Origin of the sequence: Roseateles sp., from assembly GCF_039929605.1 — a bacterium.
Classification (GTDB): Bacteria; Pseudomonadota; Gammaproteobacteria; order Burkholderiales; family Burkholderiaceae_C; genus Pelomonas.
Genome location: NZ_JBDSQX010000141.1, coordinates 1 through 24,042, shown reverse-complemented (window position 1 = coordinate 24,042; position 24,042 = coordinate 1). Strand labels below are relative to the sequence as shown.

Sequence of the window (24,042 nt, the reverse complement as noted above, 5' to 3'; positions counted from 1 at the left end):
TGTTGTCAGGCCGCGGCGGCCATTTTCTGCATGATCTTCAGGACTTTTTCTTCCAGCGTCGCCTTGGTGAAAGGCTTGACGATGTAGCCGGCGGCGCCCGACTGGGCGGCCAGCACGATGTCTTCCTTGCGCGCTTCGGCGGTGACCATCAGCACCGGCAGGTGCTTAAGGTTGGGGTCTGCCTTGATGGCCGTCAGCAACTGGAAGCCCGTCATGTTGGGCATGTTGATGTCGCTGACGACGAAGTCGAACTTGGCGCCCTTGAGCATGTTCAGCGCTTCGACGCCGTCTTCGGCCTCTTCGCAGTTTTGGTAGCCGATCTCTTTGAGCAGGCCGCGAACGATGCGGCGCATGGTGGAGAAGTCGTCAACGACCAGGAATTTCATGTCAGCGCTCATGGCGATCCTCTCTCTGGGGGCAGGCGGGATTTCAGGTCAGCACGCAGTCTAGTTTCTAGCGAGAAGCGGGCGCCGCCGGAGTTTGCGGCATTTTGCCGGTCTCGGCGTCTGACGCGTCGGCCTCAGGTTCATCCACCACATTCTTCAAAACGGCGTCCTCGGCATCGCGGTTCATCACGATGATGCTGATGCGTCGGTTCAAGGCGCCGTTGGGGTCCTTGGCGTCGAGCAGCTTGCTGGCAGCCAGGCCCTGCACACGCAACATGCGGGCCTCCGGCAGACCGCCCGCCACCAACTCGCGGCGCGACGCGTTGGCGCGGTCGGCCGACAACTCCCAGTTGCTGTAGCCCTTGTCGCCGCCGGGGAAGGCCTGCGCGTCGGTGTGGCCCTCCACCGTCAGGCGGTTGGGCACCTCGGTCAGCACATTGCCGAGCTCGCGCAGCAGCTCGCGCATGTAAGGCTTCACGACCGCGCTGCCGCTGTCGAACATGGGCCGGTTGCCCTCGTCGACGATCTGGATGCGCAGGCCTTCCTTGGTCATGTCCAAGCGGATCTGGCCACCGAACGCGGCGAGCTTGGGGTTCGCGGCGAGCACTTCCTCGACCTTGGTCTTGAGCTGCTCCAGGCGCGACTTCTCGGCCTTGCGCTGCTCTTCCTTCAGCGCGCGCAGCGTGTAGCTCGCGCGCCTGGCCTCGCTCTGGCCTTCCTTGACCTGGCCGGTCTCGCGCGTCAGGTCCTTGCCGCCGCCCCTGACGATGCTGGACGAGTCGCCCGAGCCGGAGCCGCCGGTCATGGCCACCTTCAGCGGCGACTGGAAGAAGTCGGCAATGCCCTTCTTGTCGCCCTCGGTGGTGGAGCCGAGCAGCCACATCAGCAGGAAGAAGGCCATCATGGCCGTGACGAAGTCGGCATACGCGATCTTCCACGCGCCGCCATGCACCGCATGGCCGCCCTTCTTCACCTTCTTGATGATGATGGGCTGGAGCTTCTTGGCATCACCAGCCATTTACAGCCCCCCCCCGGAGTGCCTGCGGCCCTCCCCCCCAGGGGGGCGCCGCCAGTGGCCTGGCAAAGCCAGCTCCACGGCGGCTGCGCGAGGGACGCCGCCGGCTGGCGCCGGCTGGCTTGTCAAGGCGAAGGTCATCACTTCTTCTTCACGTGGCTTTCCAGCTCGGTGAAGCTGGGACGATCGCCAGAGAACAAGACCTTGCGGCCGAATTCGATGGCCACCTGCGGGGCATAGCCCTGCATGCTGGCCAGCAGCGTCGTCTTGATGCACTGGAATTCCTTGCCCGCGTCTTCCACCTTCTGCTCCAGCAGGCCGGCCAGCGGCTCGGCAAAGCCGTAGGCCAGCAGGATGCCGAGGAAGGTGCCGACCAGGGCTGAGCCGATCATGCCGCCCAGCACCGCCGGCGGCTGGCCGACCGAGCCCATGGTGTTCACCACGCCCAGCACGGCGGCGACGATGCCGAAAGCCGGCAAGCCGCCCGCCAGGCGCTGCAGCGCGGCCACGGCGGCGTGCTCTTCCTGGTGATGGGTCTCGATCTCGCTGTCCATCAGCGACTCAATCTCATGCGCGTTGAGGTTGCCTGACACCATCATGCGCAGGTAGTCGGTGATGAATTCGGTGACATGGTGGTCGTTCCCCACCACGGTGTACTTCTGGAACAGCGGGCTGGAGTGCGGATCCTCGACGTCTTTCTCGATGGACATCAGCCCTTCCTTGCGCGCCTTCTGCAGGATGTCGTACATCAGCGCCAGCAGCTCCATGTAGCGGGCCTTGCTGTACTTGCTGCCCTTGAAGCAAAGCCCCAGGCCGGCGGCCGTGGCCTTGACGACCTTCATCTGGTTGTTGGCCAGGAATGCACCGATGGCAGCACCGAAGATGGTGATCATCTCGAACGGCAAGGCGTGCAGGATCACGCCGATGTTCCCGCCGTGAGCGATGAACACGCCGAAGATGCAGACCATCGAGACGGCCCAGCCAATGATGACGAACATGCGCTGTTGGGTTTGTGGGGTGTTCAGGCCAGAAGGCCTGGTGCCGGGGGGCTGAAGAAAGTATGCCGCGCTGAATGCGTTGTGAACGCTTCAATTGGGCGGCATTGACGCCGCATTCCCCTGCTGGCGGTAAAGCCACACGAACTGGCCGTTGGGCAGCTGCCAGCTTGCCGTTGGCGTCAGGTCGGGAATAGCGAAGTCCAGGCTGACCAGCCAGGCGCCAGGCGCCAGCTCCGCGCAGGCCTTGGCCCACACGCGCGGCATGGACTCGGGTCGCTGGAAGACATAGATCAGCGCGAACGGCGCCCAGTTGTCGGCCCAGAGGTCGCCCTGGCGCACGGTGGCGCGGCGCACCCGCCAGCGCGCAAGCAGGGCCAGCGGCCGGCTCCACTCCACGCCTTCGACGCGGGCCTGCGGGTAGATGTGAACCAGCTCACGCAGGCCGTCGCCGACGCCGCAGCCGGCGTCCAGCACCCGGGCCTGCGGCGGCAGCGGCGCGGCGGCTGGCAGTTGATCGAGCGCGCCGCGCGGCGTGGGAAATAGCGGCGCCTCGCTCCAGCTTCGCTTGGGGTAGAGCCACCACAGCAACGCCAGCGGCGCCAGCCACAGCAGGCCGCCAAGCACGCCCAGCCCGCCTTGCCAGCCCAGGGCCAGCACCGAGACGGGGAAGCCCAGGGCAATGATGAGGCGGCGCCAGCGTGCGCCGTGCAGCCAGCCCAAGGCCGCACCGACCGCAGCGCCCAGGGCCAACGCCGGCCCCGATGCGAGCCCGGCGGCCGAAGCGGTTGAATAAATGAACCAGGCCGCCAACCAGCTCAACAGAGCCGGCAGCGGCCAACGGGTGATCCACATGGCGAACAGTGTCGCCCTGTAATCAATGCATCTGGATGGAACCCTGAGCGCGGCCCTTGCCAGCGCGAGCAGGCGGGTTGCACAGCCCGCAGACGAAGTGACGGGACATCTCGTGCGGGTGGGTCACGAAGTGGCCATTGCACTTGCCGCACTTGGTCAGCGTGAGCATGCCGTTATCGACGAACTTGACGAGGCGCCAGGCGCGGGTGACGGACAGCATCGCCTCCAGGCCCTGGGCCGTGGTCTGCTCCTGGTAGAGCTGGTAGGCCTTGATGACGGTGTCGATCTCGTCCATCGCTGCGGCCTTGTTCAGGTATTCATGGATATTCATGAACAGGCTGGCATGGATGTTGGGCTGCCAGGTCATGAACCAGTCGGTCGAGAAGGGGAGCTGGCCCTTGGACGGCGACTTGCCGCTCACTTCTTTATAGAGGCGCAGCAGGCGCTCGTAGGACAGGTCGGTTTCGGACTCCAGCACTTGCAGGCGCGCACCGAGGTGGATCAGCTGAACGGCACGGTCGATCTGCTTGGCTTCGGTGAGGATGCTTTTGACGCGCATGGGATGCTCCGGAATCTGTGAGTTAGTTGGCAGCGAGGGCGAAGCTCAAGCGTGCTCGTGGCGGCCGGCCATCAGGATCGACGCATGGAGACGGGAGACCGACTCGTTCGCACCGGGCTTGCTGTGATTGGTCAGCAGGCCCCACACCAGGTCGTCGCTCATGCGGAAGGCGCACAGCAGCGTGTTGCCGGAAGCGATCTTCATGATCTGAGCCGGGCTCAGCGTGCCGATCAGCGTGGCCGTGTCTTCGCTGACGCCCAGGCGATACAGCGCCTGCTCACGGTCCGAACGGATCAGGCTCTGGGCCAGCATCAGGTAGGAAAGATTGGCTTCACGAATCTCGGCGAGCATTTGTTCGGTGTTCATGGCGGCTTCCGTTTCAGAGAGGTGATGGGGTGTTGCGGATCAGTGAAACGGATTGTGTTGACCGGCCTTCTTCGGCGATATCAGGCTGCGTCGGTGCCCAGCGTCACGTTTTGGCGTACGCCGTGTCATCCAAATTCCTACAGGGGCGTCGGGGCCAAAAGCGCAAGGCCCCGACAGCTTGCGCTGGCGGGGCCTCAGGGTGTGAAAAGCTTGGCGGAATCAGGCGGTGCGCAGGCGATTCAGCCGCTCCAGCTCGATCATCGCCACCGGCACCAGCTCGGGCGCATCGGCCTGCAGGCTGTCGCGCCCGGCGCCGCGTTGCAGCTCGTTGAGCACGCCAATCGCGCGGTCGACATCACCACGACCCGACAGCGCGAACGCCAGCGTGTACAGGCTGGGGCCGTGCAACGGGCTGGCCTGCAGCGCGCGGTCTGCATAGGCCGCCGCGTGATCCAGCTTGCCGGCGGCCAGCAGCAGGGCCGCCATGTCCGACAGCAGGTCGTGGCTCATGGGCTCCTCCTGCAGCGCGTCGTACAGCATGCCCAGCCCACCGCCGAGGTTGCCCTTGGAGGCCTCGGCAAAGGCCGCGTTGCGGGCACGCGCCAGCAGCATCTTGGGGTCGTTGCTGGGCACGATCACGGGGCGGTGGCCCTTGCGCTGGGTGGTCTTCGAGGCGTTGGTTTGGGCACGCATGGCGGAACTCCGGACCGGCGCAGGGGTTCGGCCGGGATGAACCGCACTTTAGGAACCGGCCTGCCCGCCGATCCCTTGAAAAGCCGGGGCTTTCCAGCGCGCTTTTCGCGCCGGGGCCCGATCCATCGAACAAGCCGTTGCAACGCCTTTTATTCAAAAGATCACGGCCTTGACAAATGGAGCTAAAGAAACATCGCCGCCACACCGATAGCCAACTCAACGGCGCTGATATCAGTACCGTGGTCCGGCTAGAAGGCCGAAGTGTTGTGACACCACTCCCCCTGGAGCGGCGACACAGCTTCAGAGGTTGACTGGCGTCGGGCGTCGCCGCAAAGGCCGCTTACCCAAGCGCGCCGGAGCGGAAAAGCACAGGTGCCGCACCCGGGCACTCGGGTCCTTCGTCCGGCGGCTTGCCGGTATATCTAGCAAAAGGAAGCAAATCATGGCCTCGGTCATCAACACCAACCTGCTGTCGCTGAACGCGCAGCGCAATGTCTCCAACTCCCAGGCTTCCCTGGCCACGTCGCTGCAGCGCCTGTCCTCAGGCCTGCGCGTCAACTCCGCCAAGGACGACGCCGCCGGTCTCGCCATCTCCGAGCGTCTCAACGCCCAGGTGCGCGGTTCCAACGTCGCCATCCGCAACGCCAACGACGGCATCTCGCTGTCGCAAACGGCTGAAGGCGCGCTGGCCAAGGTGACCGACTCGCTGCAACGCATGCGTGAACTGGCGGTTCAGGCGCGCAACGCCACCAACACCAGCGCCGACAAGGACTCGCTGGACAAGGAGTTCGGTGAACTCTCCAAGGAAATCCAGCGCGTGCTGGGCGGCACGACCTTCAACGGCCGCGCCATCCTGTCCACGGATTCCGGCACCCAGACCTTCCAGGTCGGCGCCAACGTGACCAGCAACGACCGTATCGACGTCGTCACGACCAACATGACGACGTCGGCCGACATCACGACCGTCGCCGGCACGGACAACACCGGTGCAGGCCGCGCGGTGATCGACAACACGGCCGTCGGCACCACGATCGACACCGTCATCAGCAACATCGACACCGCGATCAACACGGTCAGCTCCGAGCGCGCCAACCTGGGTGCTGCCCAGAACCGCATGGACCAGGTCATCTCCAACCTGCAGATCTCGGTGGAAAACCAGAGCGCTGCCAAGAGCCGCATCACCGATGCCGACTTCGCTCAGGAAACCGCCAACCTGAGCCGCGCCAGCATCCTGCAGCAGGCTGGCAACGCGATGATTGCCCAAGCGAATCAGATTCCTTCGCAGGTCCTGTCATTGCTTCGATGACGCCGGGCCAGCACCGCTGGCCCTGAATGACCTGTCCACTCTGAAGACAGAAATCCTCACGCCACCAGCACAAGCACCTTGAACGCCACTCCGTCACGACGGAGGGCGTTTTTCAAGGCGCCGTGCAAAAAGGATTCAAGTCGATCCATCGTGCCGACGATAAGCATCTCAACGGGTTCACGAATCATTCGCGGACTACGTACCAGACGCCCCGTCAACGAAAGGATTGAGCCATGTCCCAAGTCATCAACACCAACCTCGCCTCGCTGAATGCCCAGCGCAACACCGCGATGAACCAGTCATCGCTGGCGGTTTCCATGCAGCGCCTGTCTTCAGGCCTGCGTGTCAACTCGGCCAAGGACGACGCCGCCGGCCTGTCCATCGCCGAGCGCATGAACGCCCAGGTGCGCGGCTCCCAAGTCGCCATCCGCAACGCCAACGACGGCATCTCGTTGGCCCAGACCGCTGAAGGCGCGTTGTCCAAGGTGGGCGACGCGCTGCAGCGCATGCGTGAACTCGCCGTGCAGGGCCGCAACGCCACCAACACGAACGCCGACAAGGATTCCCTCGACAAGGAGTTCGGCGAGCTGGCCAAGGAAATCCAGCGCGTGCTCGGCGGTACGACCTTCAACGGCAAGGCCGTTCTGGCCACGTCCGATGCGGGCACGCAGACCTTCCAGGTCGGCGCCAACACGACGGCCAATGACCGCATCGACATCGTCACGACCGACATGACGACCGCGGCGGAAATCACCACCGTTGCTGGCACCGACAACACCGGCGCCGGGCGTGCCGTCATCGACAACACCGCCGTCGGCGCGACGATCGACACCGTCATCTCCAACATCGACATCGCGCTGGACAAGGTCAACGGCGAGCGCGCCACGCTGGGTGCTTCGCAGAACCGCTTCGACGCCGTCATCTCCAACTTGCAGGTGGCCGTGGAGAACCAGAGCGCCTCACGCAGCCGCATCATGGACGCCGACTTCGCCCAGGAAACCGCCAACCTGAGCCGCGCCCAGATCCTGCAGCAGGCCGGCAACACCATGGTGGCCCAGGCCAACCAGCTGCCCCAGCAGGTGCTGGCTCTGCTGCGCAACTGAGCCGGGAGGCTGGCGCGCCACCCGCGCGGGCGGCGCGCTGGGGCTTTTGATTGGGCGTGGTTTGGGGCCTTTATCGGGCTTTTGACAGGTCGACGCACTCGCAAAATTCGTTCATCGAGTCGGCAATTGAAGCCGGCTCGGCGAACGAATCCAGGAGTGCCCGATGCCCCAAACCATCAACACCAACATCAACTCGCTGAACGCTCAGCGCAATCTCAACGCCTCGCAGAGCTCGCTCGCGGTGTCGATGCAGCGTCTGTCGTCCGGCTTGCGGGTGAATTCCGCCAAGGACGACGCGGCGGGGCTGGCCATCGCCGAGCGCATGAACACGCAAGTGCGTGGCATGACCGTGGCGGCCCGAAACGCCAACGACGGCATCTCGCTCGCTCAAACCGCTGAAGGCGCTTTGGGCAAGGTCGGCGACATGCTGCAGCGGATGCGCGAGCTGGCAGTCCAGGCGGCCAACGGCACCAACAACGGCAACGACCGCACGGCGCTGAACAACGAGTTCGGGCAGTTGCAGACGGAAGTCAGCCGCCTGGTGCGCAACACGACCTTCAACGGGTCGCAGGTGCTCACCGGCCCATCGACATCGTTCATCTTCCAGGTGGGCGCCAATTCGACGGTGGACGACCAGATCGTCATTGCGATGAACGACGTCCTCGGCACCACGCCGGGCACGACGCTGACCGCAACGTCCAACGACGGCGCATTGGCCACCGCCATCGGCTCGCAGATCAACATCCTTGGCCCGAGCGGCAGCAGCGGCTCAACCCCTGCCAGCGACCCCGACTTCGCCACCGCCGGGGCGCCCCCTGGGCTGACCGGCGTCAACGCCGACCAGGCCGACCCGCTCGTCGCGATCAAGTTCATCGACTTCGCACTGGCGCAGGTCAACAATGCCCGGTCCACCTTCGGTGCGACGCAGAACCGGTTCGATTCGGTGATCTCCAACCTGCAGGTCGCCGTCGAGAACCAGACGGCCGCCCGCAGCCGCATCATGGACGCCGACTTCGCCCAGGAAACGTCCAATATGAGCCGCGCGCAGATCCTGCAGCAGGCGGGCAACGCCATGGTGGCCCAGGCCAACCAGCTGCCGCAGCAGGTGCTGTCGCTGCTGCAACGGTAAGCCCGCAAGGGTTTTAAGAAAATATTTGCTCCGGGGCCTAAAGTCCCGGCAAGTCCTGGCCGATATACCACTGGCATATCGGCCTTTTCTACATTCGCAGCATGGCAACCATCAGCTCAGCAGGCATCGGCAGCGGCCTCAACGTCGACGATCTTGTGAGCAAACTCGTCGCTGCCGAACGTACCCCCATCACCCAGCTCGCCAGGAAGACCGAAGGGCTCAAGACCGAGCTCTCGTCGTACGGCAAGGTGCAAAGCACCTTGGCGACTCTGCGCGACGCGGCCTCCAAGCTCACCGCGCCCGGCACCTGGAGCGGCACCCTGGCCACGTCCAGCGACACGACGGCCGTGTCCGTCAGTGCCGGTGCCGGTGCGGCCATCGGCAATGTGTCGGTGGAAGTCAAAAACCTCGCCAGCAGCCAGACCCTGGTCAGCGGCACGCCCTTCGCCAGCTCGACGACCACGGTCGGCCAGGGCAGCCTGACCATCACGCTGGGGGCCTGGGCCACCGATGGCGCCAACCCGCCCACCTACACCGGCTTCACCGACAAGGCTGGCGCCACCGCCGTGACCATCAACATCGGTGAAGGCCAGGACACACTGGCCGGCATCCGCGACGCGATCAACGCTGCCAACGCCGGCGTGACCGCCTCCATCGTCAACGATGCCAACGGCTCGCGGCTCACGATGCGCTCCACGGCCAGTGGCGAAACCAACGGCTTTCGCATCGATGCCGGCGGCGGCCTGGCCGACCTGGGCTACGACCCACGCGTCGGCGTCAGCTCGCTGATCCAGACCCTGCCGGCTCAGAACGCGCGCGCGCTGATCAACGGCATCGACGTCAGCTCCGAGTCCAACACGCTGAAGGAGGCCATCGACGGCCTCAACATCACGCTGCTCAAGACGACCAGCGTGCCCGCCAGCGTGGCCGTCAGCCAGGACAAGGACTCGATCAAGAAGCTCATCACCGACTTCACGACCGCCTACAACGCCGTCAACGCGCTGCTGCGCGAACAGACGAAGTACGACTCCGCCGCCAAGACGGCCGGCCCGCTGCAGGGTGACTCCACGGCCGTCGGCCTGCAGAACCAGCTGCGCAGCATCATGGGCGGCACCACCTCGCTGGCCGGCAGCATCGGCCGCCTGGCGGAGCTGGGCCTGGAGCCCGGCAGCGACGGCAACATCAAGGTCACCGACAGCAAGCTCAACACCGGCCTGAGCGACCTGGACAGCGTGAAGAAGCTCTTCATGGGCCTTGACGGCACCAACAGCAGCAACGACGGCTTCGCCCAGCGCATCCGCAGCTACATCGACGGGGCGCTGAATTCCGACGGGCGCCTCACCAGCCGCCAGGCCGGGCTGCAAAAGCAGATCGACAACAACGGCAAGCGCGCCGACCAGCTGGAAGATCGCGTCTCGATGACCGAGGCCCGCCTGCGCGCCCGCTACTCGGCACTGGACACGCAGATGGCCAAGCTCAACGGCCTGTCCAACTACGTGACGCAGCAGCTCGCCAAGCTCAACGAATAAGGCGGCCCCGCGCGGCTGAGGCCCTACGGCGACCTTCGGGTCGCCGTCGTCTTTTGTGAACTTTGTGAACTTCGAAACAACTGCCCGGATCACGAGGCAATTCAGGTGAAGCCCGGCTCAAGTTCACCCCGGGGAAGGCCGAAAAACAGTCAACACGACGACGCCTTCAGCGACACACACCATGTACGGCAATATGTCTTCCCCTTTCGCAGCCCGCAACCAGCGCGCCACCCTCTACGCCAAGGTGGGCCTGGAGACCGACGTGCAGGCCGCCAGCCCGCACCGCCTCGTCGCCATGCTGTTCGACGGCGTCTTCGATGCGATGGCCCAGGCCACCCAGGCCATCCAGGCCGGCAACATCGAACTCAAGGGCCGCTCGCTGACGCGCGCCGTGCGCATCCTCGACGAAGGCCTGCGCGCCGGCCTGGACCTGTCGGCCGGCCAACTGGCCACCGACCTGCGCGAGCTCTACGGCTACGTTTGCATGCGCCTGACGCACGCCAACCTCAAAAGCGACGTCGCCGCCATCGACGAATGCCAGCGCCTGCTCAGCCCCGTGCGTGAAGCCTGGGCCGGCATCAGCCAAACACCCGCAGCGCTCGGCAGCCCCGCCGCCCGCGCAGCATGAGCGCTCTACCCTGCAATCTTCCGGTGACTTCAATGAACTCCGAACTGCTGAACTATTACGAAGCCATCGAGCAAGCCAGTGCCGACATGCTCTCGGCCGCCCGCACCGGCAACTGGGACGAGGTCGTCAAGCTCGAAGGTGCCTGCGTGCTGCTGATCTCGCAGCTCAAGTCTGCCGCCCACCAGAACCAGCTCGGCAGCAACGAGTCGCAGCTCAAGACGCGCATCATGCAGCGCATCCTGCTCAACGACGCCGAGATCCGCCACCTCGCCGAGCCCTGGCTCGAAGATCTCGACCATGTCTTGAAGGGCAAGAGCCGAATGGTCCATTGAGGAGCCCCTCGCCCAGTCCCGCCCGGCTGAACGCGGGCGTGCCTGGTCGGTCCCCCAAGGGGACGGCGATGCTCGCGGGGAAGGCCCCACTCGCACATCGCCAGTCGGGCCGGCTTGGGAGCGGCCCGGCGCTCGTCTCGCAGGTGCACCAACGTTGCCTGCGCCCGGCGCTCGGCCCGCAAGCGTGATGTGTTCACTGGCCGAGCGGACGACCGCCGGACTACCATCCCCGCATGAGTGCCCCTGACACCGTCCCCGAGGAATTGCGGGTCACCGCCACCGCTGAGATCGCGGCCTATCTGCAGCAACTGCAGCGCGAGAACGCAGCCGTGCTGCTGAGCGGCCCGCCCGGCCTGAGCCTGAGCAGCCGCATCTGCGCCCTTGATGGCGAGGCCGGTGTACTGGGCCTGGAGATCGGCTCCGACCCCGAGGGCATCAGCCAGGCGCTGGTGGCCGGCGGCGAGATCTCGGCCGTGGCCTATCTCGGCACCATCAAATTGCAGTTCGAACTGGACGACGCCGTCCTCGTCAGCGGCGAACAGGGCGCCGTGCTGCGCAGCAGCCTGCCCGAGCGGCTCTACCGCTTCCAGCGCCGCCAGTCCTTTCGCGTGCAGCCCTCCGGCAGCATCTACCCGCGTGTGGTGCTGCCCGGCGGCGAGCACTCCGGCCGCGCACTGCGCGTGCTGGACATCAGCATCGGCGGCCTCGCGCTGGCGCTGCCCGGCGACACGACACCCGCGCAGCCTCTACCGGTGGGCCTGGTGGCCACAGGACTCGTGCTGGAGCTGGACCGCCTCACGGCGCTGCGCATTGCCCTCGTGCCGCAGCACACCAGCGCCATCGCCGGCGACACCCGCGGCATGCTGCAGCTCGGCTGCTCATTCGTCGACCTCGACGCCGCAGCCGGCCGGGCACTGCAGGTCTATGTAGACCAGACGCAGAAGCGCCGCCGCTTGTTGAAGCTGGACACATGACGGCCCGGCCTAACCGGTGCTCCAAGCGGGGTGACAACCGGGGTTTCAGCTTGATCGAAGTAGCCTTCGTGATCGCCCTGCTGGCCATCATCCTGTCTGCGGCGGTGCCGAGCTACTCCAGCTATCTGGCGCGCCAGCGCCTGCGCCATGTGGCCGAGCTGCTGGAGCTGGACCTGCGCCGCGCCCGCACCCTCAGCGTCGAGGAAGGTCGCAACTTGCACGTGAGTTTCCAGAGCGGGCCGCAATGGTGCTGGGGCACCAGCCGCCAGGCGGCCTGCAATTGCGCCACCGGCCAGCCGCGCTGCGAACTGGGGGGCATCAACTACCGCGACTACAAGGGCACGCTGCTGCAGTCGGGCCAGGGCATCACCTTCCAGGCCGGCATGGGCCGCGCACTCGATTGGTCGCGCATCGGCATCTCCAACGACCGCAACCAGCAGCTGTATCTCGACCTCAACCCGCTCGGGCGACCGTCGATCTGCGGCTCAGACGCGCGCAAGGGCAGTTGCTGAGCTTGGCCGCGATTCAGTGGCCAGCGGCCCACTAAATCTGCATGTTCATGATTTCGGAATAGGCCGAGACGAGGCGGTTTCTCACCTGCAGCGTCGCCTGGAAGCCGATCTGCGCCTTCTGCATCGAGACCATGGTCTCTTCCAGGCTGACGGTCGGGTTGTCCAGCTGCACTTCGCGTTGCAGGCGGGCAGACTCGTTCTGCTGGGCGCTGACGTTCTTCAACGCCTGCGTCATCGCATCGCCGAAGCTGGCGCCCGTGGTTGCCCCGGTCGTGGCGGCAGGCTTCACGGACAAGGGCTGTCCGTTGACCGCCAGGCCCGCGCGGGCAGCGGCCTGAGCAAAGTCGAAGGGGCGTAGCTTCATGTCCATGGGACAGGACTTTGGCAGCAAGTCACGCCGATGAAGCGCAGAGATGGCGCCCCTGCGTCGGCCACTTCGGCGCTTTCTTGAGGGGGCCGGGATCAAATAATTTGCGCCATCGGTCGATCCCCGACCTCCTCTGCTGTCTCGCCCCTCGATGGACAACGCCCTGAGCGCCAATGCTGCAACCGGACCGGTGATGATCACCCCGATCACCCCGATCAACCCCGCGCCGAATTTCGTGCAGCGCCTCGGCGACCTGCCGCTGCGCAGCAAGCTGACCATGGGCGCCGGCCTGGTGGCCCTGGCCGGCGCCGTACTGGCCATCACGCTGTGGTCGTCCCAGGGCGACTTTCGGCCGCTGTTCACCGGCCTGGCCGACAAGGACGGCGGCGAGGTCATCACCCAGCTCGCGGCGCTGAACATTTCCTACAAGCATGAAGCGGGCGGCACCATCCTCGTGCCGGCCGGCCAGGTCTACGAGCTGCGCATGAAGCTCGCGGCCCAGGGCCTGCCCAAAGGTGGCGCGGGCGGCGGCAGCGGCAACGCGGCGGGCTTCGAACTGATGGACAAGTCGTCCATCGGCCAGACCCAGTTCGCCGAACGCATGAATTTCCAGCGCGGCCTGCAGGGCGAGCTGGCGCACTCGATCAAGACCACCACCGACGTGGCCGATGCGCGCGTGCACCTGGCCATCCCGCAGCAGAACGGCTTCTTTCGCGAGCAGCAAAAGCCCAGCGCGTCCGTCGTGTTGACGCTGCGCGGCGGCCGCACGCTGGACCGCAGCCAGATCGCCGGCATCGTGCACCTCGTCTCCAGCGCCGTGCCCGAGCTGAGCCCCAAGGCCGTCAGCGTGCTCGACCAGACCGGCGCGCTGATCTCGCAGACCGGCAGCGACGCCGCCACCGGCCTGGACACGCAGCAGCTGCAATACAAGCAACAGGTCGAGGCCGGCTACAACAAGCGCATCTTCGAACTGCTGGAGCCCGTCGTCGGCCGCGACAACCTGCGCGCCAGCGTCACCGCCGACGTGGACTTCTCGCAGACCGAGGCGACCGCCGAGGAGTACCGCCCCAACCAGGGGCCCAACGCCACCGCTGCGGTGCGCTCCAGCCAGAGCAACGAGTCCAACAACGCCAACGCCACGCAGCCCACGGGCGTCCCCGGTGCCGCCACCAACCAGCCGCCCGTGCCGGCCACCGCACCGATCAACGGTGCGAGCGCACCGCTGCAGGCGGCTCAAGGAGCGGCGGGCAACAACAACAGCCGCCGCGAGCAGGTCACCAACTACGAAGTCGACAAGACCGTGCGCGTGACGCGCGGCGCCACCGGCAACGTCAAGCGATTGAATGCGGCCATCGTCGTCAATCACCGCACGGTGACCGACGCCAAGGGCAAGACGACGACGACGCCGGTGTCGGCCGACGAGATCACCCGCCTGACCGACCTCGTCAAGGAGGCCATGGGCTTCAACGCCGAGCGTGGCGACTCGGTCAAGGTCATCAGCGCGCCCTTCATCGTCGACAAGACCGAGCCGCTGGACGTGCCGGTGTGGAAGCAGCCCTGGCTGCTGGACATCGCCCGCAGCGCCATGGTGCCGCTGGCCTTCGTCGCCATTGCGCTGATCGCCGTGTTCGGCATGATCCGCCCCGCCATCCGCGCCGCCGCGCCGACGGCGCTGGAAGACAAGCCCGAGACCGTCGACGAAGTGGTGGACGACACCGAACTGCTGCCGGGGTCCGGCCATATGCCCAAGCTCGAAGCGCCGGTGCACAACGAAAAACTCGAGCGAGCCCGTGCCCTGGCCCGTGACAATCCGGTCGCGGTCGCCAACATCATGCGCGACTGGATGGCGGGCCAGACCGCCGCCTGATCTAGAGTCGAACCATGGACGACAAAGGCATCGAGAACGCCGCAATTTTGTTGATGTCGCTGGGCGAAGAAGAAGCCAGCGAGGTCTTCAAGCATCTGTCGCCCAAGGAAGTGCAGGCGCTGGGCGAAACCATCGCCAAGCTCAAGGTCATCAAGCGTGCCCAGGTGGAAACCGTGCTCGACAAGTTCGACGCCGTCGCCGAGACGCAAAGCACCCTCGTCACCGACACCGACGAGTACGTGCGCGCCGTGCTGCGCAAAGCACTCGGCGAGGACAAGGCCAACCTGCTGCTGGACCGCATCCTGCAAGGCAGCGATGTCTCCTCCATCGAGAGCCTGAAGTGGATGGACGCCGCCTCGGTGGCCGAGCTGCTGCGCAACGAGCACCCGCAGATCATTGCGGCCATCCTGGCGCACCTGGACTTCGACCAGACCAGCTCGGTGCTGAAGATGTTCCCCGAGCGCGGCCGCAACGAGGTGCTGATCCGCATCGCCACGCTGGATGGCATCCAGCCGACGGCGCTGAAGGACTTGAACGAGGTCATGAGCCAGATCCTGGCCGGCGGCGAGCGCATGAAGAAGAGCTCGCTGGGCGGCGCCAAGACGGCTGCCGAGATCATCAACATGATGGGCTCCAGCGTCGAGGCCTCGGTGTTGGACTACATCCGCGAGGCCGACTCCGACCTGGCGCAGAAGATCATGGACAACATGTTCACGTTCGACGACGTGAACAAGATCGACGACAAGGGCATCCAGGCCGTGCTCAAGGAAGTGCAGAGCGAGAGCCTCATCGTCGCGCTCAAGGGCTCCAGCGCCGACCTGCGCGAGAAGATCTTCCGCAACATGTCCACCCGCGCGGCCGAGACGCTGCGCGAAGACCTCGAAAGCCGCGGCCCCGTGCGGCTGTCCGAAGTCGAGGCCGAGCAGAAGGAAATGCTCAAGATCGTGCGCCGCCTGGTAGACGAAGGGCAGATCGTGCTGGCCGGCGGCGGCGACGACCAATTCGTCTAACTGAGTAGCTGAGCTGATCGACATGTTCAAGAACAAAGCCACAGAGGCACAGAGACACAGAGAAATTGGGAGTTCCTCTGTGCCTCTGTGTCTCTGTGGCTGTGTTGCCTTTTCCTCTCGTTGCTGACATGGCCACCCGCCCCCCTCCCCGGCAAGTGCCGCCACCCGAGCGCCGCGAAGGCGACGACCGGCGCGGCACCTACGCCCGCTTCATCCCCGGCGAGGAGCTGCACGGCGCCAAGGCCTGGAGCCTCGACAACCTCGGCGGCAATGCGCCGGCGCCCTTCAGCCCGGCCCGGCCCGCCGCGCCCGCGCCAGCGGCCGCACCTGTCCAGCCGCCGCCCCCACCCGAGCCCAGTGCGCAGGAGCAGCTGAACGCCGCCCGCCAGACCGGCTACCAGGACGGCTACCGCGACGGCATGGCCGCGCTGGACGCCTTCAAGCACAGCTTCGCGCAGCAGATCAGCGCCCAGGTCGGCGTTGTCGTGAAGAACTTCGATGCCGAGCTGCAGGCGCTGGAAGGCGACATGGCCACCTCGCTCGCCCGCATCGCCGTCGAGCTGGCCCGCCAGGTCGTGCGCAGCGAGTTGACTCAGCGCCCCGAGCTGATCGCCCGCGTGGCGCATGACGCCGTGGAGGCGCTGCAGCTGTCGGCTCGCCATGTGCGCGTGCGCGTGCACCCCGACGACTTCCCGCTCGTGCAGGAAGGTGCCGGCGCCGAGCTGCAGGCGCGCGAGGCCCAGCTCATCCCCGACGCCGAGGTGGCACGTGGCGGCGTCAAGGTCGACGCCGATGTCGCCAGCGTCGACGCGACCATCGCCGCCCGCTGGCTGCAGGCCGTCTCGGCCATCGGCCAGAAATCGATCTGGGAAGACCGCCGCGGAGGCGAGGATGACGACGACTGAGCGCGGGGAGCGCACTGAGCGCTGGCAGCGCTACCTCGCCGACCTGGAAACCCTCGCCACCAATGCCGCGCCGCTGGAGTGCCAGGGCAAGCTGGTGCGCGTGGCCGGCCTGGTGCTGGAGGCCACCGGCATCAAGGTGCCGCTGGGCTCGGTGTGCCGCATCCAGATGCCCAGCAGCGGCAACAGCCCGCGCCGCGGCTCGCCGCCGGTGAATGCCGAAGTCGTCGGCTTTTCGGGCGACCGCGCCTACCTGATGCCCACCGACGAGGTGCAGGGCCTGTCCAGCGGCGCCACCGTTGTGCCGCGTCACCTGCCGCCGCTGGCGCCGAAACTGGGCCAGCCGCTGCACCCCTGGCGCCGTGGCGAAGACCGTGGCCTGCACCTGCCCATGGGCGACGGCCTGCTCGGCCGCGTCGTCGACCCGCACGGCCACCCGCTGGACCGGGGCGGCGAACTGACCAACATCCATAACGAACCCATGGTGCGGCGCCCCATCAACGCGATGGACCGCGACCCGGTGCGCAAGCCGCTGGACACCGGTGTGCGCGCAATCAACGCGATGCTGACGGTTGGCCGGGGCCAGCGCTTGGGCCTGTTCGCCGGCACCGGCGTCGGCAAGTCGGTGCTGCTGGGCATGATGGCGCGCTACACGCAGGCCGATGTCATCGTCGTCGGCCTGATCGGTGAGCGCGGCCGCGAGGTGAAGGACTTCATCGAGGACATCCTCGGCGACGAGGGCCGCAAGCGCAGCGTCGTTGTCGCGGCACCCGCCGATGCGCCGCCGCTGATGCGCATGCAAGGCGCGCACTACGCCACGGCGATTGCCGAGCACTTCCGCGACCAGGGCAAGCACGTGCTGCTGTTGATGGACAGCCTCACCCGTTACGCGATGGCGCAGCGCGAGATTGCGCTGGCCATCGGCGAGCCGCCGGCCACGCGGGGCTATCCACCGAGCTGCTTCGCCAAGCTGCCCCAGCTCGTCGAGCGCAGCGGCAACGGCATGGCCGGTGAAGGCTCCATCACCGCCTTCTACACCGTGCTGACCGAGGGCGACGACCCGCAGGACCCGATTGCCGACGCGGCGCGCGGCATCCTGGACGGGCACATCGTGCTGAGCCGCGAGTTGGCCGAGGCCGGCCACTACCCGGCCATCGACATCGAGCGCTCCGTCTCCCGGGTGATGAGCAGTGTTGCACCGCAAAACCAGGTCGATTCCGCGCGTCGGTTTCGCCAGCTTCTGGCGAAATACAACAAGGCCCGCGACCTGATCCAGCTTGGCGCCTATGCCCCGGGCAGCGACCCCGAGCTGGATACGGCCGTACGCCTGCATGCCGACATGACGCGGCTGCTGCAGCAAGACATGCACAGCCCGGCACTTCTTCACGCCAGCGTCAGCCAATTGCAGGCCGTGGTCCAAGGCGCCTAACCTTTCGGGTTGGGTGGCCGATATCGACCTGAGCGCCTGACCGCCGTGTCAGACGCCGCGCTGGAGTTGTGAATGAGTGCATCCCCGACCGACACCCTGAGCCTGCTGCTTGAACGCGCCGAAGGCGAGCGCGACGCCGCCGCACAGGCCCTGCATGCCGCTGGCGCCCAGGCGCAGGCCGCACACGCCCAGCATGGCGAGCTCGCCGGCTACCGACAGGACTACCGGCAGCGCTGGACGGAGAGCTTCGCCCAGGCCACGACGATGGACATCGTCGGCTGCTACCAGAGCTTCGGCCAGCGCCTGAACCAGGCCGTCGACACCCAAGGCCACGTGGCCAACCACGCCGACCAGCGCCAGGTGCGCGCCCGCGAGGGGCTGCGCCAGGCCGAACTGCGCGTGGCCGCGCTGCGCCAGTTGATCGTGCGCCGCCAGGCCGAGGCCAGCAAGGTGGAGCAGCGCCGCGAGCAGCGCGCCACCGACGAGTTCGCCGCCCGGGCCCACCTGCGTCGCTTTGCGCACGCCTGACACCCGAGGCCACCATGCTTGCCCAGAACATCGCCCCCAAGCCGGCCGCGCTGCCGCCGCCCGCCCAGCCATCCCAGCCTTCCCTGCCGGCCACCTCTGCGGGCGGCCCCAGCTTCGCGCAGTTCCTGACCGATCGAAACAGCGTGCCGGCGCCGCCTCAGGCCGAGCCCGAGCCTGGCCCGTCTGACGACGCGCCTGAGCCCGATCAAGCCGCGTCGACCGCCGCTGCGCAGCGCCGCGCAAACGCCCACACGGCCAAGCCCGCCGCGCAGAACCGCGCCGCCGAAACCGCACCCAAGGCCGACACCAAGGCAGCGACTGCCGGCAAGGCCGACGCCCTGCCCGCCACCGATGCCGCAGCTGCGGACGAAGACGACACGCCCGACACACCGGAGCTGAAGGAATTCACGCAGCTCATCGGCATGAACGCGGCCGCGCCCGACCCCACCGCCGCCGCCAAGCCGGACGCCCACCGTGGCCGCGCCGCCGCCGCTGCGGATGACGCAGCCCAGGGTCGCGCCGTGGCCGCAGACAACGGCCGCGCCGCCGACGCGCCCGAAGCCGCCGCCGCCAAGCCCGGCGACCTGCGCGCCGACAAGCCCGCCGCGCGCGCCACCACCGAGTCGCTGCAAGTGACGACCAGCCAAGCCGGCGGCGACCAGCCTGGCGCCTCTGCAGCACCCGCAGCACCCGCAGCACCCGCAGCACCGAGCTTCGCCGCCGTCCTCGCGCAGGCGCTGCCCACGCCCACTGCCTTGGCCAATGCGGCCCAGGCCACGACTTACGCCGCTGTTCAGGCGCCGCTGCATGGCCACGCCTTCGCGCCCGAGCTGGGCGCCCGCGTCAGCCTGATGGCGGTGGACGGCGTGCAGCAGGCCGAGCTGCAGCTCAACCCGGCCGACATGGGCCCGGTGTCCATTCAGATCACTGTGGACGGCAACCAGGCCCAGGTCTCCTTCCATGCCGCGCAGGCCGAAACGCGCCAGGCGCTGGAGCAAAGCCTGCCCGACCTCGCCGCGGCGCTGCAAGGCCAGGGGCTGACGCTGTCCGGCGGCGGCGTCTTCCAGCAGGATTCGCGTGACGCAGATCACGGCGAGGACGGCTCGGAGGCCGGCAACGCGTCGCGCAGTTCAAGCGGCGGCAATGACCGCGTGGGCGGCAGTGCCAGCGTGTCGACTACACACGTGCGCCGCAGCGTCGGCCTGCTCGACACGTTCGCCTGAGTTTGAGGTGAGACTGACGCGGGAATAGCCACGCCGCGCTGCGCCTAATCCACGCATGCCCGGGCGACTCGAGGTCAATAATCAGGCATCGAGGCGCCCTCCAACTGCGGTGGGTGCGACGTTCAAGGAGTTCTCATGGCGACTGCGCCGGCTGCCCAAGAGGCCGCGCCCAAGGGTGGCGGCAGCAAGAAAAAGCTGATCATCATCCTGGCAGCCGTGCTCGTGCTCGTGCTGGGCGGCGGCGGTGCGGCCTTGCTGCTGCTGAAGAAAAAGCCCGTCGACGACGGCGACGAAGGCGACACCACCGAGGAGCAGGCGCCCAAGCCCAAGGCCCACGCCAAGAGCGACCACCCGCCCACCTTCGTGCCGCTGGACCCCTTCACGGTCAACCTGGCCGACAAGGAGGTGGACCGCTTCGCGCAGATCGGCATCACGCTGCAGGTCGAAGACCCGAAGTTCGCCGACCAGATCAAGGCCTACATGCCCGCCATCCGCAGCAATGTGCTGATGGTGCTGTCGCACAAGACAGCCACCGAGCTGCTGACCCGCGAGGGCAAGGACCAGCTCGCCAAGGACATCATGCGTGAGGCGGTACGCCCCATGGGCATCGAGGTCGACGAGGAAGAAGCGCCTGCCGCCGACGCCCCGAAGAAGAAAAAGAAGAAGAAAGCCGCGGTCGAAAACCCGATCTCCCAGGTCCTGTTCTCCAACTTCATCGTGCAATGAATCAGCAGATCCTTTCGCAAGACGAAGTCGATGCACTGCTGCAAGGCATCACCGGCGAGAGTCAAAAGCTTGAGCAGGAAGAAGAGCAGGTCGGCGGCATACGCGAGTACAACCTCGCGAGCCAGGAACGCATCGTCCGTGGGCGCATGCCGACGATGGAGATCATCAACGAGCGGTTCGCGCGCAACATCCGCGTGGGGCTGTTCAACTTCATCCGCAAGAGCCCGGAAGTCGCCATCGGCGGCATCAAGGTGCAGAAGTACAGCGCCTTCCTGCGCGAGATCGTCGTCCCGACCAACTTCAACATCGTCTCGGTGAAGCCGCTGCGCGGCAGCGGCCTCATCGTCTGCGACCCGACGCTGGTGTTCGCCGTCATCGACTCGCTGTTCGGCGGCATCGGCAAGTTCCATGCGCGCATCGAGGGCCGTGACTTCTCGCCCACCGAGCAGCGCGTCATCACCCGCATCGTCGAGGTCATCCTCGCCGAGTACCACAAGGCCTGGAAGGGCATCTATCCGCTGGAGCTGGAATACCAGCGCTCGGAGATGCAGCCCCAGTTCGCCAACATCGCCACACCCAGCGAGATCGTCGTGTCGACCTCGTTCACGCTGGAAATCGGCGAGACCAGCGGCACGATCTACTTCTGCATCCCGTACTCGACGCTGGAGCCCATCCGCGACGTGCTCTACAGCACGACGCAGGGCGACTCCACCGAGCCGGACCGCCGCTGGATCAACCTGCTGAAGACGCAGATCCAGGCCGCCGAGGTGGAACTCGTCGCCGAGCTGGGTACGGCACCGGCCACGGTGGAGCAGCTGCTGGCCTTCAAGCCGGGCGATTTCATCGAGCTGGACCTGGACCCCATGATCCAGACCAAGGTGGACGGCGTGCCCGTCTTCGACTGCCACTACGGCACGTCCAACGGGCGCTATGCGCTCAAGATCAACAAGATGCTGACCGGCCCTCAAGAGGGCTGGCTGGGAGCCAAACATGAGTCCTGATTCACCCAGCCAAGAAGAACAAGACGCGATGGCGGCCGAATGGGCTGCGGCGCTGGCCGAGGCCGCGCCCGCCCCATCGGTCGCGTCCGCAGTTGCTGAAGTGGCGGAGCAGGTGTCGACGCCGAACTTCGCCAACTTCACGCCGACCGCCGGCATGGGCCCGGGCAACGACATCAACATGATCCTGGACATCCCCGTCCAGCTGACCGTTGAGCTCGGCCGCACCCGCATCCCGATCAAGAACATCCTGCAACTGGCCCAAGGGTCGGTGGTGGAGCTGGACGCGCTGGCCGGCGAGCCCATGGACGTGCTCGTCAACGGCTACCTGATCGCCCAGGGCGAGGTGGTGGTGGTGAACGACAAGTTCGGTATCCGGCTGACGGACATCGTGACGCCGTCGGAGCGCATGCGCCGCCTGTCGAAGTCCGCCTGATCTCGCGCGGCTGGCGCGGTCTTTCGACAACCAAGGGTTTGTCGGGCCAATTAGGGGGTTCGGCCACTCAAGTCCGTCCGCAGAATGCCGAGGCATGAATGCTTCCGGCCTCCTCCCCTTCCTCTGGTTCCTTGCCATCGTCGCGCTGATCCCCGTCGCGCTGTGGCTGCTCAAGCGCACGCCGCTGGGCGGCGCGGCTGCGGTGGGTGTGCTGCGCGTCGTGGCCCAGTTGCCCACCGCGCCCAACCAGCGCATCCTCGTCGTCGAGGTCGGCCAGGGCGAAGACCGCCGCTGGCTGGTGCTGGGTGCCACGGCGCAGAGCATCACGACGCTGCATGTCATGCCGCCGCAGGCCGAGCCGGTCGCGCCGGCCACGTTCGCCAAGCTGCTGAGCAAGGAGCGCGGCCATGATGCGTCTTAAACCACTGCTTGGCACCGGTCTGCTGCTCGCAGCGGGTGGCGCTCTCGCGCAAGCCCAGACGCCACCCGCCACGCTGCCGCTGTTGATCGGCCAGGGCGCGGGCGGCAGCTACTCGGTGCCCATCCAGACGCTGCTGTTCTTCACGGCCCTGGGTTTCCTGCCGGCGGTCATCCTGATGATGACGGCCTTCACGCGCATCGCCATCGTGCTGAGCCTGATGCGCCAGGCCCTGGGCACGCAGGCCGCGCCACCCAACCAGGTCATCGTCGGCCTCTCCCTGTTCCTGACCTTCTTCGTCATGAGCCCGACGCTGGACAAGGTCTATGCCGACGCTTGGCAGCCCTACAGCGCCGGCACCATCCAGTTCGACGAGGCGCTCAAGCGCGCCGAGGTGCCGATGCGCGGCTTCATGCTCAAGCAGACGCGCCAGGCCGACGTGGCGCTGTTCTCGCGCCTGGCCAAGCTGGACGCGAGCGTGAAGCCGGAGGAAGTGCCCTTCAAGGTGCTCGTGCCGGCCTTCGTCACCAGCGAGCTGAAGAGCGCCTTCCAGATCGCCTTTTTGATCTTCATCCCCTTCCTCGTCATCGACATGATCGTGGCGAGTGTGCTGATGAGCCTGGGCATGATGATGCTGTCGCCGGTGCTCGTCTCGCTGCCGTTCAAGCTGATGCTGTTCGTGTTGGCGGATGGGTGGAATCTTTTGCTTGGCTCGCTGGCCGCTTCTTTCGTCACCTGACCGCCGACGGGAAAAACTATGGACGCACAACAAGTCTTCACTTTCGGCCAACAAGGCCTGTACATGCTGATGTTGGTGGCTGCGCCCATCCTCATCGTCGTGCTGCTCGTAGGCACATTCATCAGCGTGATCCAAGCGGCCACGCAAATCAACGAGGCGACGCTGTCCTTCGTCCCCAAGGTCATCGCGGCGGTGCTGACGCTGCTGGTGGCGGGGCCTTGGATGATGACGACGCTGGTGGAGTACATCCAGCGGACGTTGATGACGATTCCGTCGGTGGTGGGGTGAGGTTGGCGCCGTGAATGGTTGGTCGCTCGGTGTTGTTGGCTTCTGGCAAGGTGCCGGGAGTCCGCCCCGGCGGGCGGGTAACTTTCTTCTGCGGGGCCAGAAGAAAGTCACCAAAGAAGAGGCCCTGAATCCGCACTCCAGTGGGTCAACGGGCTTGGCACTTGATCGCGCCCACATGCGACCCGCTGCGCTCTCGCTGCTGTCCTTGTCACCAGAAACACTCATCGCACCAGCGGCCCGCTTAACGCGCGGCTGCACGCCGTGCTCACCAGGAACGCAAATGCCGCGTCGCCCGAGCGACGCTGTCTTCGGCTGTTCTCGTGAGCCCGGCGTACAGCCGGCGTTAAGCGGCGATCAACGCTGCTCGTCATAAGGACAGCAGCGAGAGCGCAGCGGGTCGCGTCGTCCCGAAGTGCAGGCGGTTGTTTTCGCGCGATGCGCATGGCGTCATGGCACTCGAGTGCGGTTCAGAGCCTCTTCTTTGGTGACTTTGACCTTGCCCCCGAAAAGCGTATCCCTTGCTGAGTGATTCAATCCAAGCAAGAGGAAACGAAATGACGAAGACAAAGACAGGCGCTGCCAGGGCGCGTTACACGCTGGAGTCAAGCAAGAGGCGGTGCGCCTGGTCGAAGGCGGGCAGAGCATTGCAGCGGCGGCACGCACGCTGGGCGTGGTGGACCAGACCTTGTTCAACTGGGTCAAAGCCAGCCGGGCCGGCAAGCTCAGCGG

At 66.4% G+C, this 24,042-nt stretch carries 29 protein-coding genes and 1 pseudogene; 21 read left to right on the top strand and 9 right to left on the bottom strand.

The annotated features are described in order from the left end of the window. Positions 1 to 5 precede the first annotated feature (5 nt). The 7 genes from cheY to ABIS05_RS19705 all read right to left on the bottom strand — a co-directional run bounded on the left by cheY (position 6) and on the right by ABIS05_RS19705 (position 4,869). A complete protein-coding gene (gene cheY / locus ABIS05_RS19735) occupies positions 6 to 398 on the bottom strand; it encodes a chemotaxis response regulator CheY (protein ID WP_348009985.1) in 393 nt (130 codons plus the stop codon). 55 nt (positions 399 to 453) lie between these two features. Next, the gene (gene motB, locus ABIS05_RS19730; RefSeq protein ID WP_348009984.1) at positions 454 to 1,404 is read right to left on the bottom strand and encodes a flagellar motor protein MotB; all 951 of its coding nucleotides are present in this window, start codon (positions 1,402 to 1,404) and stop codon (positions 454 to 456) included. Positions 1,405 to 1,541: 137 nt separating this feature from the next. Continuing rightward, positions 1,542 to 2,399 carry a flagellar motor stator protein MotA gene (gene motA, locus ABIS05_RS19725; RefSeq protein WP_348009983.1) on the bottom strand — a complete coding sequence of 286 codons (858 nt, stop codon included), beginning with the start codon at positions 2,397 to 2,399 and terminating at the stop codon, positions 1,542 to 1,544. A gap of 90 nt (positions 2,400 to 2,489) precedes the next feature. Next, positions 2,490 to 3,251: a class I SAM-dependent methyltransferase gene (locus tag ABIS05_RS19720; protein ID WP_348009982.1), complete on the bottom strand. Its 762-nt coding sequence runs from the start codon at positions 3,249 to 3,251 to the stop codon at positions 2,490 to 2,492. A 22-nt stretch (positions 3,252 to 3,273) separates the two neighbouring features. Continuing rightward, the gene (gene flhC / locus ABIS05_RS19715) at positions 3,274 to 3,810 is read right to left on the bottom strand and encodes a flagellar transcriptional regulator FlhC (protein ID WP_348009981.1); all 537 of its coding nucleotides are present in this window, start codon (positions 3,808 to 3,810) and stop codon (positions 3,274 to 3,276) included. Positions 3,811 to 3,855: 45 nt separating this feature from the next. After that, a complete protein-coding gene (gene flhD, locus ABIS05_RS19710; protein ID WP_348009980.1) occupies positions 3,856 to 4,176 on the bottom strand; it encodes a flagellar transcriptional regulator FlhD in 321 nt (106 codons plus the stop codon). Positions 4,177 to 4,395: 219 nt separating this feature from the next. Next, positions 4,396 to 4,869: a tetratricopeptide repeat protein gene (locus ABIS05_RS19705; RefSeq protein ID WP_348009979.1), complete on the bottom strand. Its 474-nt coding sequence runs from the start codon at positions 4,867 to 4,869 to the stop codon at positions 4,396 to 4,398. 442 nt (positions 4,870 to 5,311) lie between these two features. Here ABIS05_RS19705 and ABIS05_RS19700 point away from each other — a divergent pair, with 442 nt between their 5' ends. Next, positions 5,312 to 6,175, top strand: a complete 864-nt coding sequence (locus tag ABIS05_RS19700; RefSeq protein ID WP_348009978.1) for a flagellin — start codon at positions 5,312 to 5,314, stop codon at positions 6,173 to 6,175. A 56-nt stretch (positions 6,176 to 6,231) separates the two neighbouring features. Here ABIS05_RS19700 and ABIS05_RS19695 read toward each other — a convergent pair whose 3' ends face one another. After that, the gene (locus ABIS05_RS19695) at positions 6,232 to 6,363 is read right to left on the bottom strand and encodes a hypothetical protein (RefSeq protein ID WP_348009977.1); all 132 of its coding nucleotides are present in this window, start codon (positions 6,361 to 6,363) and stop codon (positions 6,232 to 6,234) included. A 45-nt stretch (positions 6,364 to 6,408) separates the two neighbouring features. Here ABIS05_RS19695 and ABIS05_RS19690 point away from each other — a divergent pair, with 45 nt between their 5' ends. The 7 genes from ABIS05_RS19690 to ABIS05_RS19660 all read left to right on the top strand — a co-directional run bounded on the left by ABIS05_RS19690 (position 6,409) and on the right by ABIS05_RS19660 (position 12,382). Further along, a complete protein-coding gene (locus ABIS05_RS19690; RefSeq protein WP_348009976.1) occupies positions 6,409 to 7,278 on the top strand; it encodes a flagellin in 870 nt (289 codons plus the stop codon). Between the two features lie 163 nt (positions 7,279 to 7,441). Next, positions 7,442 to 8,407: a flagellin gene (locus tag ABIS05_RS19685; protein ID WP_348009975.1), complete on the top strand. Its 966-nt coding sequence runs from the start codon at positions 7,442 to 7,444 to the stop codon at positions 8,405 to 8,407. A gap of 101 nt (positions 8,408 to 8,508) precedes the next feature. Then, positions 8,509 to 9,936: a flagellar filament capping protein FliD gene (fliD, locus tag ABIS05_RS19680; RefSeq protein WP_348009974.1), complete on the top strand. Its 1,428-nt coding sequence runs from the start codon at positions 8,509 to 8,511 to the stop codon at positions 9,934 to 9,936. 193 nt (positions 9,937 to 10,129) lie between these two features. Then, a complete protein-coding gene (gene fliS, locus ABIS05_RS19675; protein ID WP_348009973.1) occupies positions 10,130 to 10,564 on the top strand; it encodes a flagellar export chaperone FliS in 435 nt (144 codons plus the stop codon). A gap of 32 nt (positions 10,565 to 10,596) precedes the next feature. After that, a complete protein-coding gene (locus ABIS05_RS19670) occupies positions 10,597 to 10,896 on the top strand; it encodes a flagellar protein FliT (protein WP_348009996.1) in 300 nt (99 codons plus the stop codon). A gap of 233 nt (positions 10,897 to 11,129) precedes the next feature. Beyond that, a complete protein-coding gene (locus ABIS05_RS19665; RefSeq protein WP_348009972.1) occupies positions 11,130 to 11,870 on the top strand; it encodes a flagellar regulator YcgR PilZN domain-containing protein in 741 nt (246 codons plus the stop codon). After that, positions 11,867 to 12,382, top strand: a complete 516-nt coding sequence (locus ABIS05_RS19660) for a prepilin-type N-terminal cleavage/methylation domain-containing protein (protein ID WP_348009971.1) — start codon at positions 11,867 to 11,869, stop codon at positions 12,380 to 12,382. The genes ABIS05_RS19665 and ABIS05_RS19660 overlap by 4 nt, the downstream gene beginning before the upstream one ends. Before the next feature lie 31 nt (positions 12,383 to 12,413). On the opposite strand, the gene fliE is transcribed toward ABIS05_RS19660, so the two are convergent. Then, positions 12,414 to 12,752 (bottom strand): flagellar hook-basal body complex protein FliE, encoded by a 339-nt coding sequence (fliE, locus tag ABIS05_RS19655; RefSeq protein ID WP_348009970.1) that lies wholly within the window; start codon positions 12,750 to 12,752, stop codon positions 12,414 to 12,416. 190 nt (positions 12,753 to 12,942) lie between these two features. Between fliE and fliF the strand changes: the two genes are divergently transcribed. From fliF to ABIS05_RS19590, 13 genes and pseudogenes are all read left to right on the top strand, one after another. Continuing rightward, on the top strand, positions 12,943 to 14,616 hold the full coding sequence (gene fliF / locus ABIS05_RS19650; protein WP_348009969.1) for a flagellar basal-body MS-ring/collar protein FliF: 1,674 nt from the start codon (positions 12,943 to 12,945) through the stop codon (positions 14,614 to 14,616). A gap of 14 nt (positions 14,617 to 14,630) precedes the next feature. Continuing rightward, the gene (fliG, locus tag ABIS05_RS19645) at positions 14,631 to 15,626 is read left to right on the top strand and encodes a flagellar motor switch protein FliG (protein ID WP_348009968.1); all 996 of its coding nucleotides are present in this window, start codon (positions 14,631 to 14,633) and stop codon (positions 15,624 to 15,626) included. A 128-nt stretch (positions 15,627 to 15,754) separates the two neighbouring features. Further along, on the top strand, positions 15,755 to 16,531 hold the full coding sequence (locus ABIS05_RS19640; RefSeq protein ID WP_348009967.1) for a FliH/SctL family protein: 777 nt from the start codon (positions 15,755 to 15,757) through the stop codon (positions 16,529 to 16,531). Beyond that, positions 16,518 to 17,957, top strand: a complete 1,440-nt coding sequence (fliI, locus tag ABIS05_RS19635) for a flagellar protein export ATPase FliI (protein ID WP_348009966.1) — start codon at positions 16,518 to 16,520, stop codon at positions 17,955 to 17,957. The genes ABIS05_RS19640 and fliI overlap by 14 nt, the downstream gene beginning before the upstream one ends. Positions 17,958 to 18,029: 72 nt before the next feature. Beyond that, positions 18,030 to 18,485: a flagellar export protein FliJ gene (gene fliJ / locus ABIS05_RS19630; RefSeq protein WP_348009965.1), complete on the top strand. Its 456-nt coding sequence runs from the start codon at positions 18,030 to 18,032 to the stop codon at positions 18,483 to 18,485. A 14-nt stretch (positions 18,486 to 18,499) separates the two neighbouring features. Continuing rightward, complete coding sequence (locus ABIS05_RS19625) at positions 18,500 to 19,708, top strand: flagellar hook-length control protein FliK (protein WP_348009964.1); 1,209 nt, start codon at positions 18,500 to 18,502, stop codon at positions 19,706 to 19,708. Positions 19,709 to 19,843: 135 nt separating this feature from the next. Next, positions 19,844 to 20,434 (top strand): flagellar basal body-associated FliL family protein, encoded by a 591-nt coding sequence (gene fliL / locus ABIS05_RS19620; protein WP_348009963.1) that lies wholly within the window; start codon positions 19,844 to 19,846, stop codon positions 20,432 to 20,434. Continuing rightward, a complete protein-coding gene (fliM, locus tag ABIS05_RS19615) occupies positions 20,431 to 21,435 on the top strand; it encodes a flagellar motor switch protein FliM (RefSeq protein WP_348009962.1) in 1,005 nt (334 codons plus the stop codon). Before fliL ends, fliM begins: the two co-directional genes overlap by 4 nt. After that, complete coding sequence (fliN, locus tag ABIS05_RS19610; protein ID WP_348009961.1) at positions 21,425 to 21,868, top strand: flagellar motor switch protein FliN; 444 nt, start codon at positions 21,425 to 21,427, stop codon at positions 21,866 to 21,868. The genes fliM and fliN overlap by 11 nt, the downstream gene beginning before the upstream one ends. 94 nt (positions 21,869 to 21,962) lie before the next feature. Continuing rightward, on the top strand, positions 21,963 to 22,289 hold the full coding sequence (locus ABIS05_RS19605) for a flagellar biosynthetic protein FliO (RefSeq protein ID WP_348009960.1): 327 nt from the start codon (positions 21,963 to 21,965) through the stop codon (positions 22,287 to 22,289). Next, positions 22,279 to 23,025 (top strand): flagellar type III secretion system pore protein FliP, encoded by a 747-nt coding sequence (fliP, locus tag ABIS05_RS19600; RefSeq protein WP_348009995.1) that lies wholly within the window; start codon positions 22,279 to 22,281, stop codon positions 23,023 to 23,025. The genes ABIS05_RS19605 and fliP overlap by 11 nt, the downstream gene beginning before the upstream one ends. An 18-nt stretch (positions 23,026 to 23,043) precedes the next feature. After that, positions 23,044 to 23,313, top strand: coding sequence for a flagellar biosynthesis protein FliQ (fliQ, locus tag ABIS05_RS19595; protein WP_348009959.1), 270 nt, complete (start codon positions 23,044 to 23,046; stop codon positions 23,311 to 23,313). Between the two features lie 554 nt (positions 23,314 to 23,867). Next, positions 23,868 to 24,042 (top strand): annotated as a pseudogene (locus tag ABIS05_RS19590) (transposase); the annotation flags it as partial.

Bases quoted from the DNA above. Each gene is read 5' to 3' on its own strand.
- cheY (WP_348009985.1), bottom strand. From the start codon at position 398: ATGAGCGCTGACATGAAATTCCTGGTCGTTGACGACTTCTCCACCATG.
- motB (WP_348009984.1), bottom strand. From the start codon at position 1,404: ATGGCTGGTGATGCCAAGAAGCTCCAGCCCATCATCATCAAGAAGGTG.
- motA (WP_348009983.1), bottom strand. From the start codon at position 2,399: ATGTTCGTCATCATTGGCTGGGCCGTCTCGATGGTCTGCATCTTCGGC.
- ABIS05_RS19720 (WP_348009982.1), bottom strand. From the start codon at position 3,251: ATGTGGATCACCCGTTGGCCGCTGCCGGCTCTGTTGAGCTGGTTGGCG.
- flhC (WP_348009981.1), bottom strand. From the start codon at position 3,810: ATGCGCGTCAAAAGCATCCTCACCGAAGCCAAGCAGATCGACCGTGCC.
- flhD (WP_348009980.1), bottom strand. From the start codon at position 4,176: ATGAACACCGAACAAATGCTCGCCGAGATTCGTGAAGCCAATCTTTCC.
- ABIS05_RS19705 (WP_348009979.1), bottom strand. From the start codon at position 4,869: ATGCGTGCCCAAACCAACGCCTCGAAGACCACCCAGCGCAAGGGCCAC.
- ABIS05_RS19700 (WP_348009978.1), top strand. From the start codon at position 5,312: ATGGCCTCGGTCATCAACACCAACCTGCTGTCGCTGAACGCGCAGCGC.
- ABIS05_RS19695 (WP_348009977.1), bottom strand. From the start codon at position 6,363: ATGATTCGTGAACCCGTTGAGATGCTTATCGTCGGCACGATGGATCGA.
- ABIS05_RS19690 (WP_348009976.1), top strand. From the start codon at position 6,409: ATGTCCCAAGTCATCAACACCAACCTCGCCTCGCTGAATGCCCAGCGC.
- ABIS05_RS19685 (WP_348009975.1), top strand. From the start codon at position 7,442: ATGCCCCAAACCATCAACACCAACATCAACTCGCTGAACGCTCAGCGC.
- fliD (WP_348009974.1), top strand. From the start codon at position 8,509: ATGGCAACCATCAGCTCAGCAGGCATCGGCAGCGGCCTCAACGTCGAC.
- fliS (WP_348009973.1), top strand. From the start codon at position 10,130: ATGTCTTCCCCTTTCGCAGCCCGCAACCAGCGCGCCACCCTCTACGCC.
- ABIS05_RS19670 (WP_348009996.1), top strand. From the start codon at position 10,597: ATGAACTCCGAACTGCTGAACTATTACGAAGCCATCGAGCAAGCCAGT.
- ABIS05_RS19665 (WP_348009972.1), top strand. From the start codon at position 11,130: ATGAGTGCCCCTGACACCGTCCCCGAGGAATTGCGGGTCACCGCCACC.
- ABIS05_RS19660 (WP_348009971.1), top strand. From the start codon at position 11,867: ATGACGGCCCGGCCTAACCGGTGCTCCAAGCGGGGTGACAACCGGGGT.
- fliE (WP_348009970.1), bottom strand. From the start codon at position 12,752: ATGGACATGAAGCTACGCCCCTTCGACTTTGCTCAGGCCGCTGCCCGC.
- fliF (WP_348009969.1), top strand. From the start codon at position 12,943: ATGATCACCCCGATCACCCCGATCAACCCCGCGCCGAATTTCGTGCAG.
- fliG (WP_348009968.1), top strand. From the start codon at position 14,631: ATGGACGACAAAGGCATCGAGAACGCCGCAATTTTGTTGATGTCGCTG.
- ABIS05_RS19640 (WP_348009967.1), top strand. From the start codon at position 15,755: ATGGCCACCCGCCCCCCTCCCCGGCAAGTGCCGCCACCCGAGCGCCGC.
- fliI (WP_348009966.1), top strand. From the start codon at position 16,518: ATGACGACGACTGAGCGCGGGGAGCGCACTGAGCGCTGGCAGCGCTAC.
- fliJ (WP_348009965.1), top strand. From the start codon at position 18,030: ATGAGTGCATCCCCGACCGACACCCTGAGCCTGCTGCTTGAACGCGCC.
- ABIS05_RS19625 (WP_348009964.1), top strand. From the start codon at position 18,500: ATGCTTGCCCAGAACATCGCCCCCAAGCCGGCCGCGCTGCCGCCGCCC.
- fliL (WP_348009963.1), top strand. From the start codon at position 19,844: ATGGCGACTGCGCCGGCTGCCCAAGAGGCCGCGCCCAAGGGTGGCGGC.
- fliM (WP_348009962.1), top strand. From the start codon at position 20,431: ATGAATCAGCAGATCCTTTCGCAAGACGAAGTCGATGCACTGCTGCAA.
- fliN (WP_348009961.1), top strand. From the start codon at position 21,425: ATGAGTCCTGATTCACCCAGCCAAGAAGAACAAGACGCGATGGCGGCC.
- ABIS05_RS19605 (WP_348009960.1), top strand. From the start codon at position 21,963: ATGAATGCTTCCGGCCTCCTCCCCTTCCTCTGGTTCCTTGCCATCGTC.
- fliP (WP_348009995.1), top strand. From the start codon at position 22,279: ATGCGTCTTAAACCACTGCTTGGCACCGGTCTGCTGCTCGCAGCGGGT.
- fliQ (WP_348009959.1), top strand. From the start codon at position 23,044: ATGGACGCACAACAAGTCTTCACTTTCGGCCAACAAGGCCTGTACATG.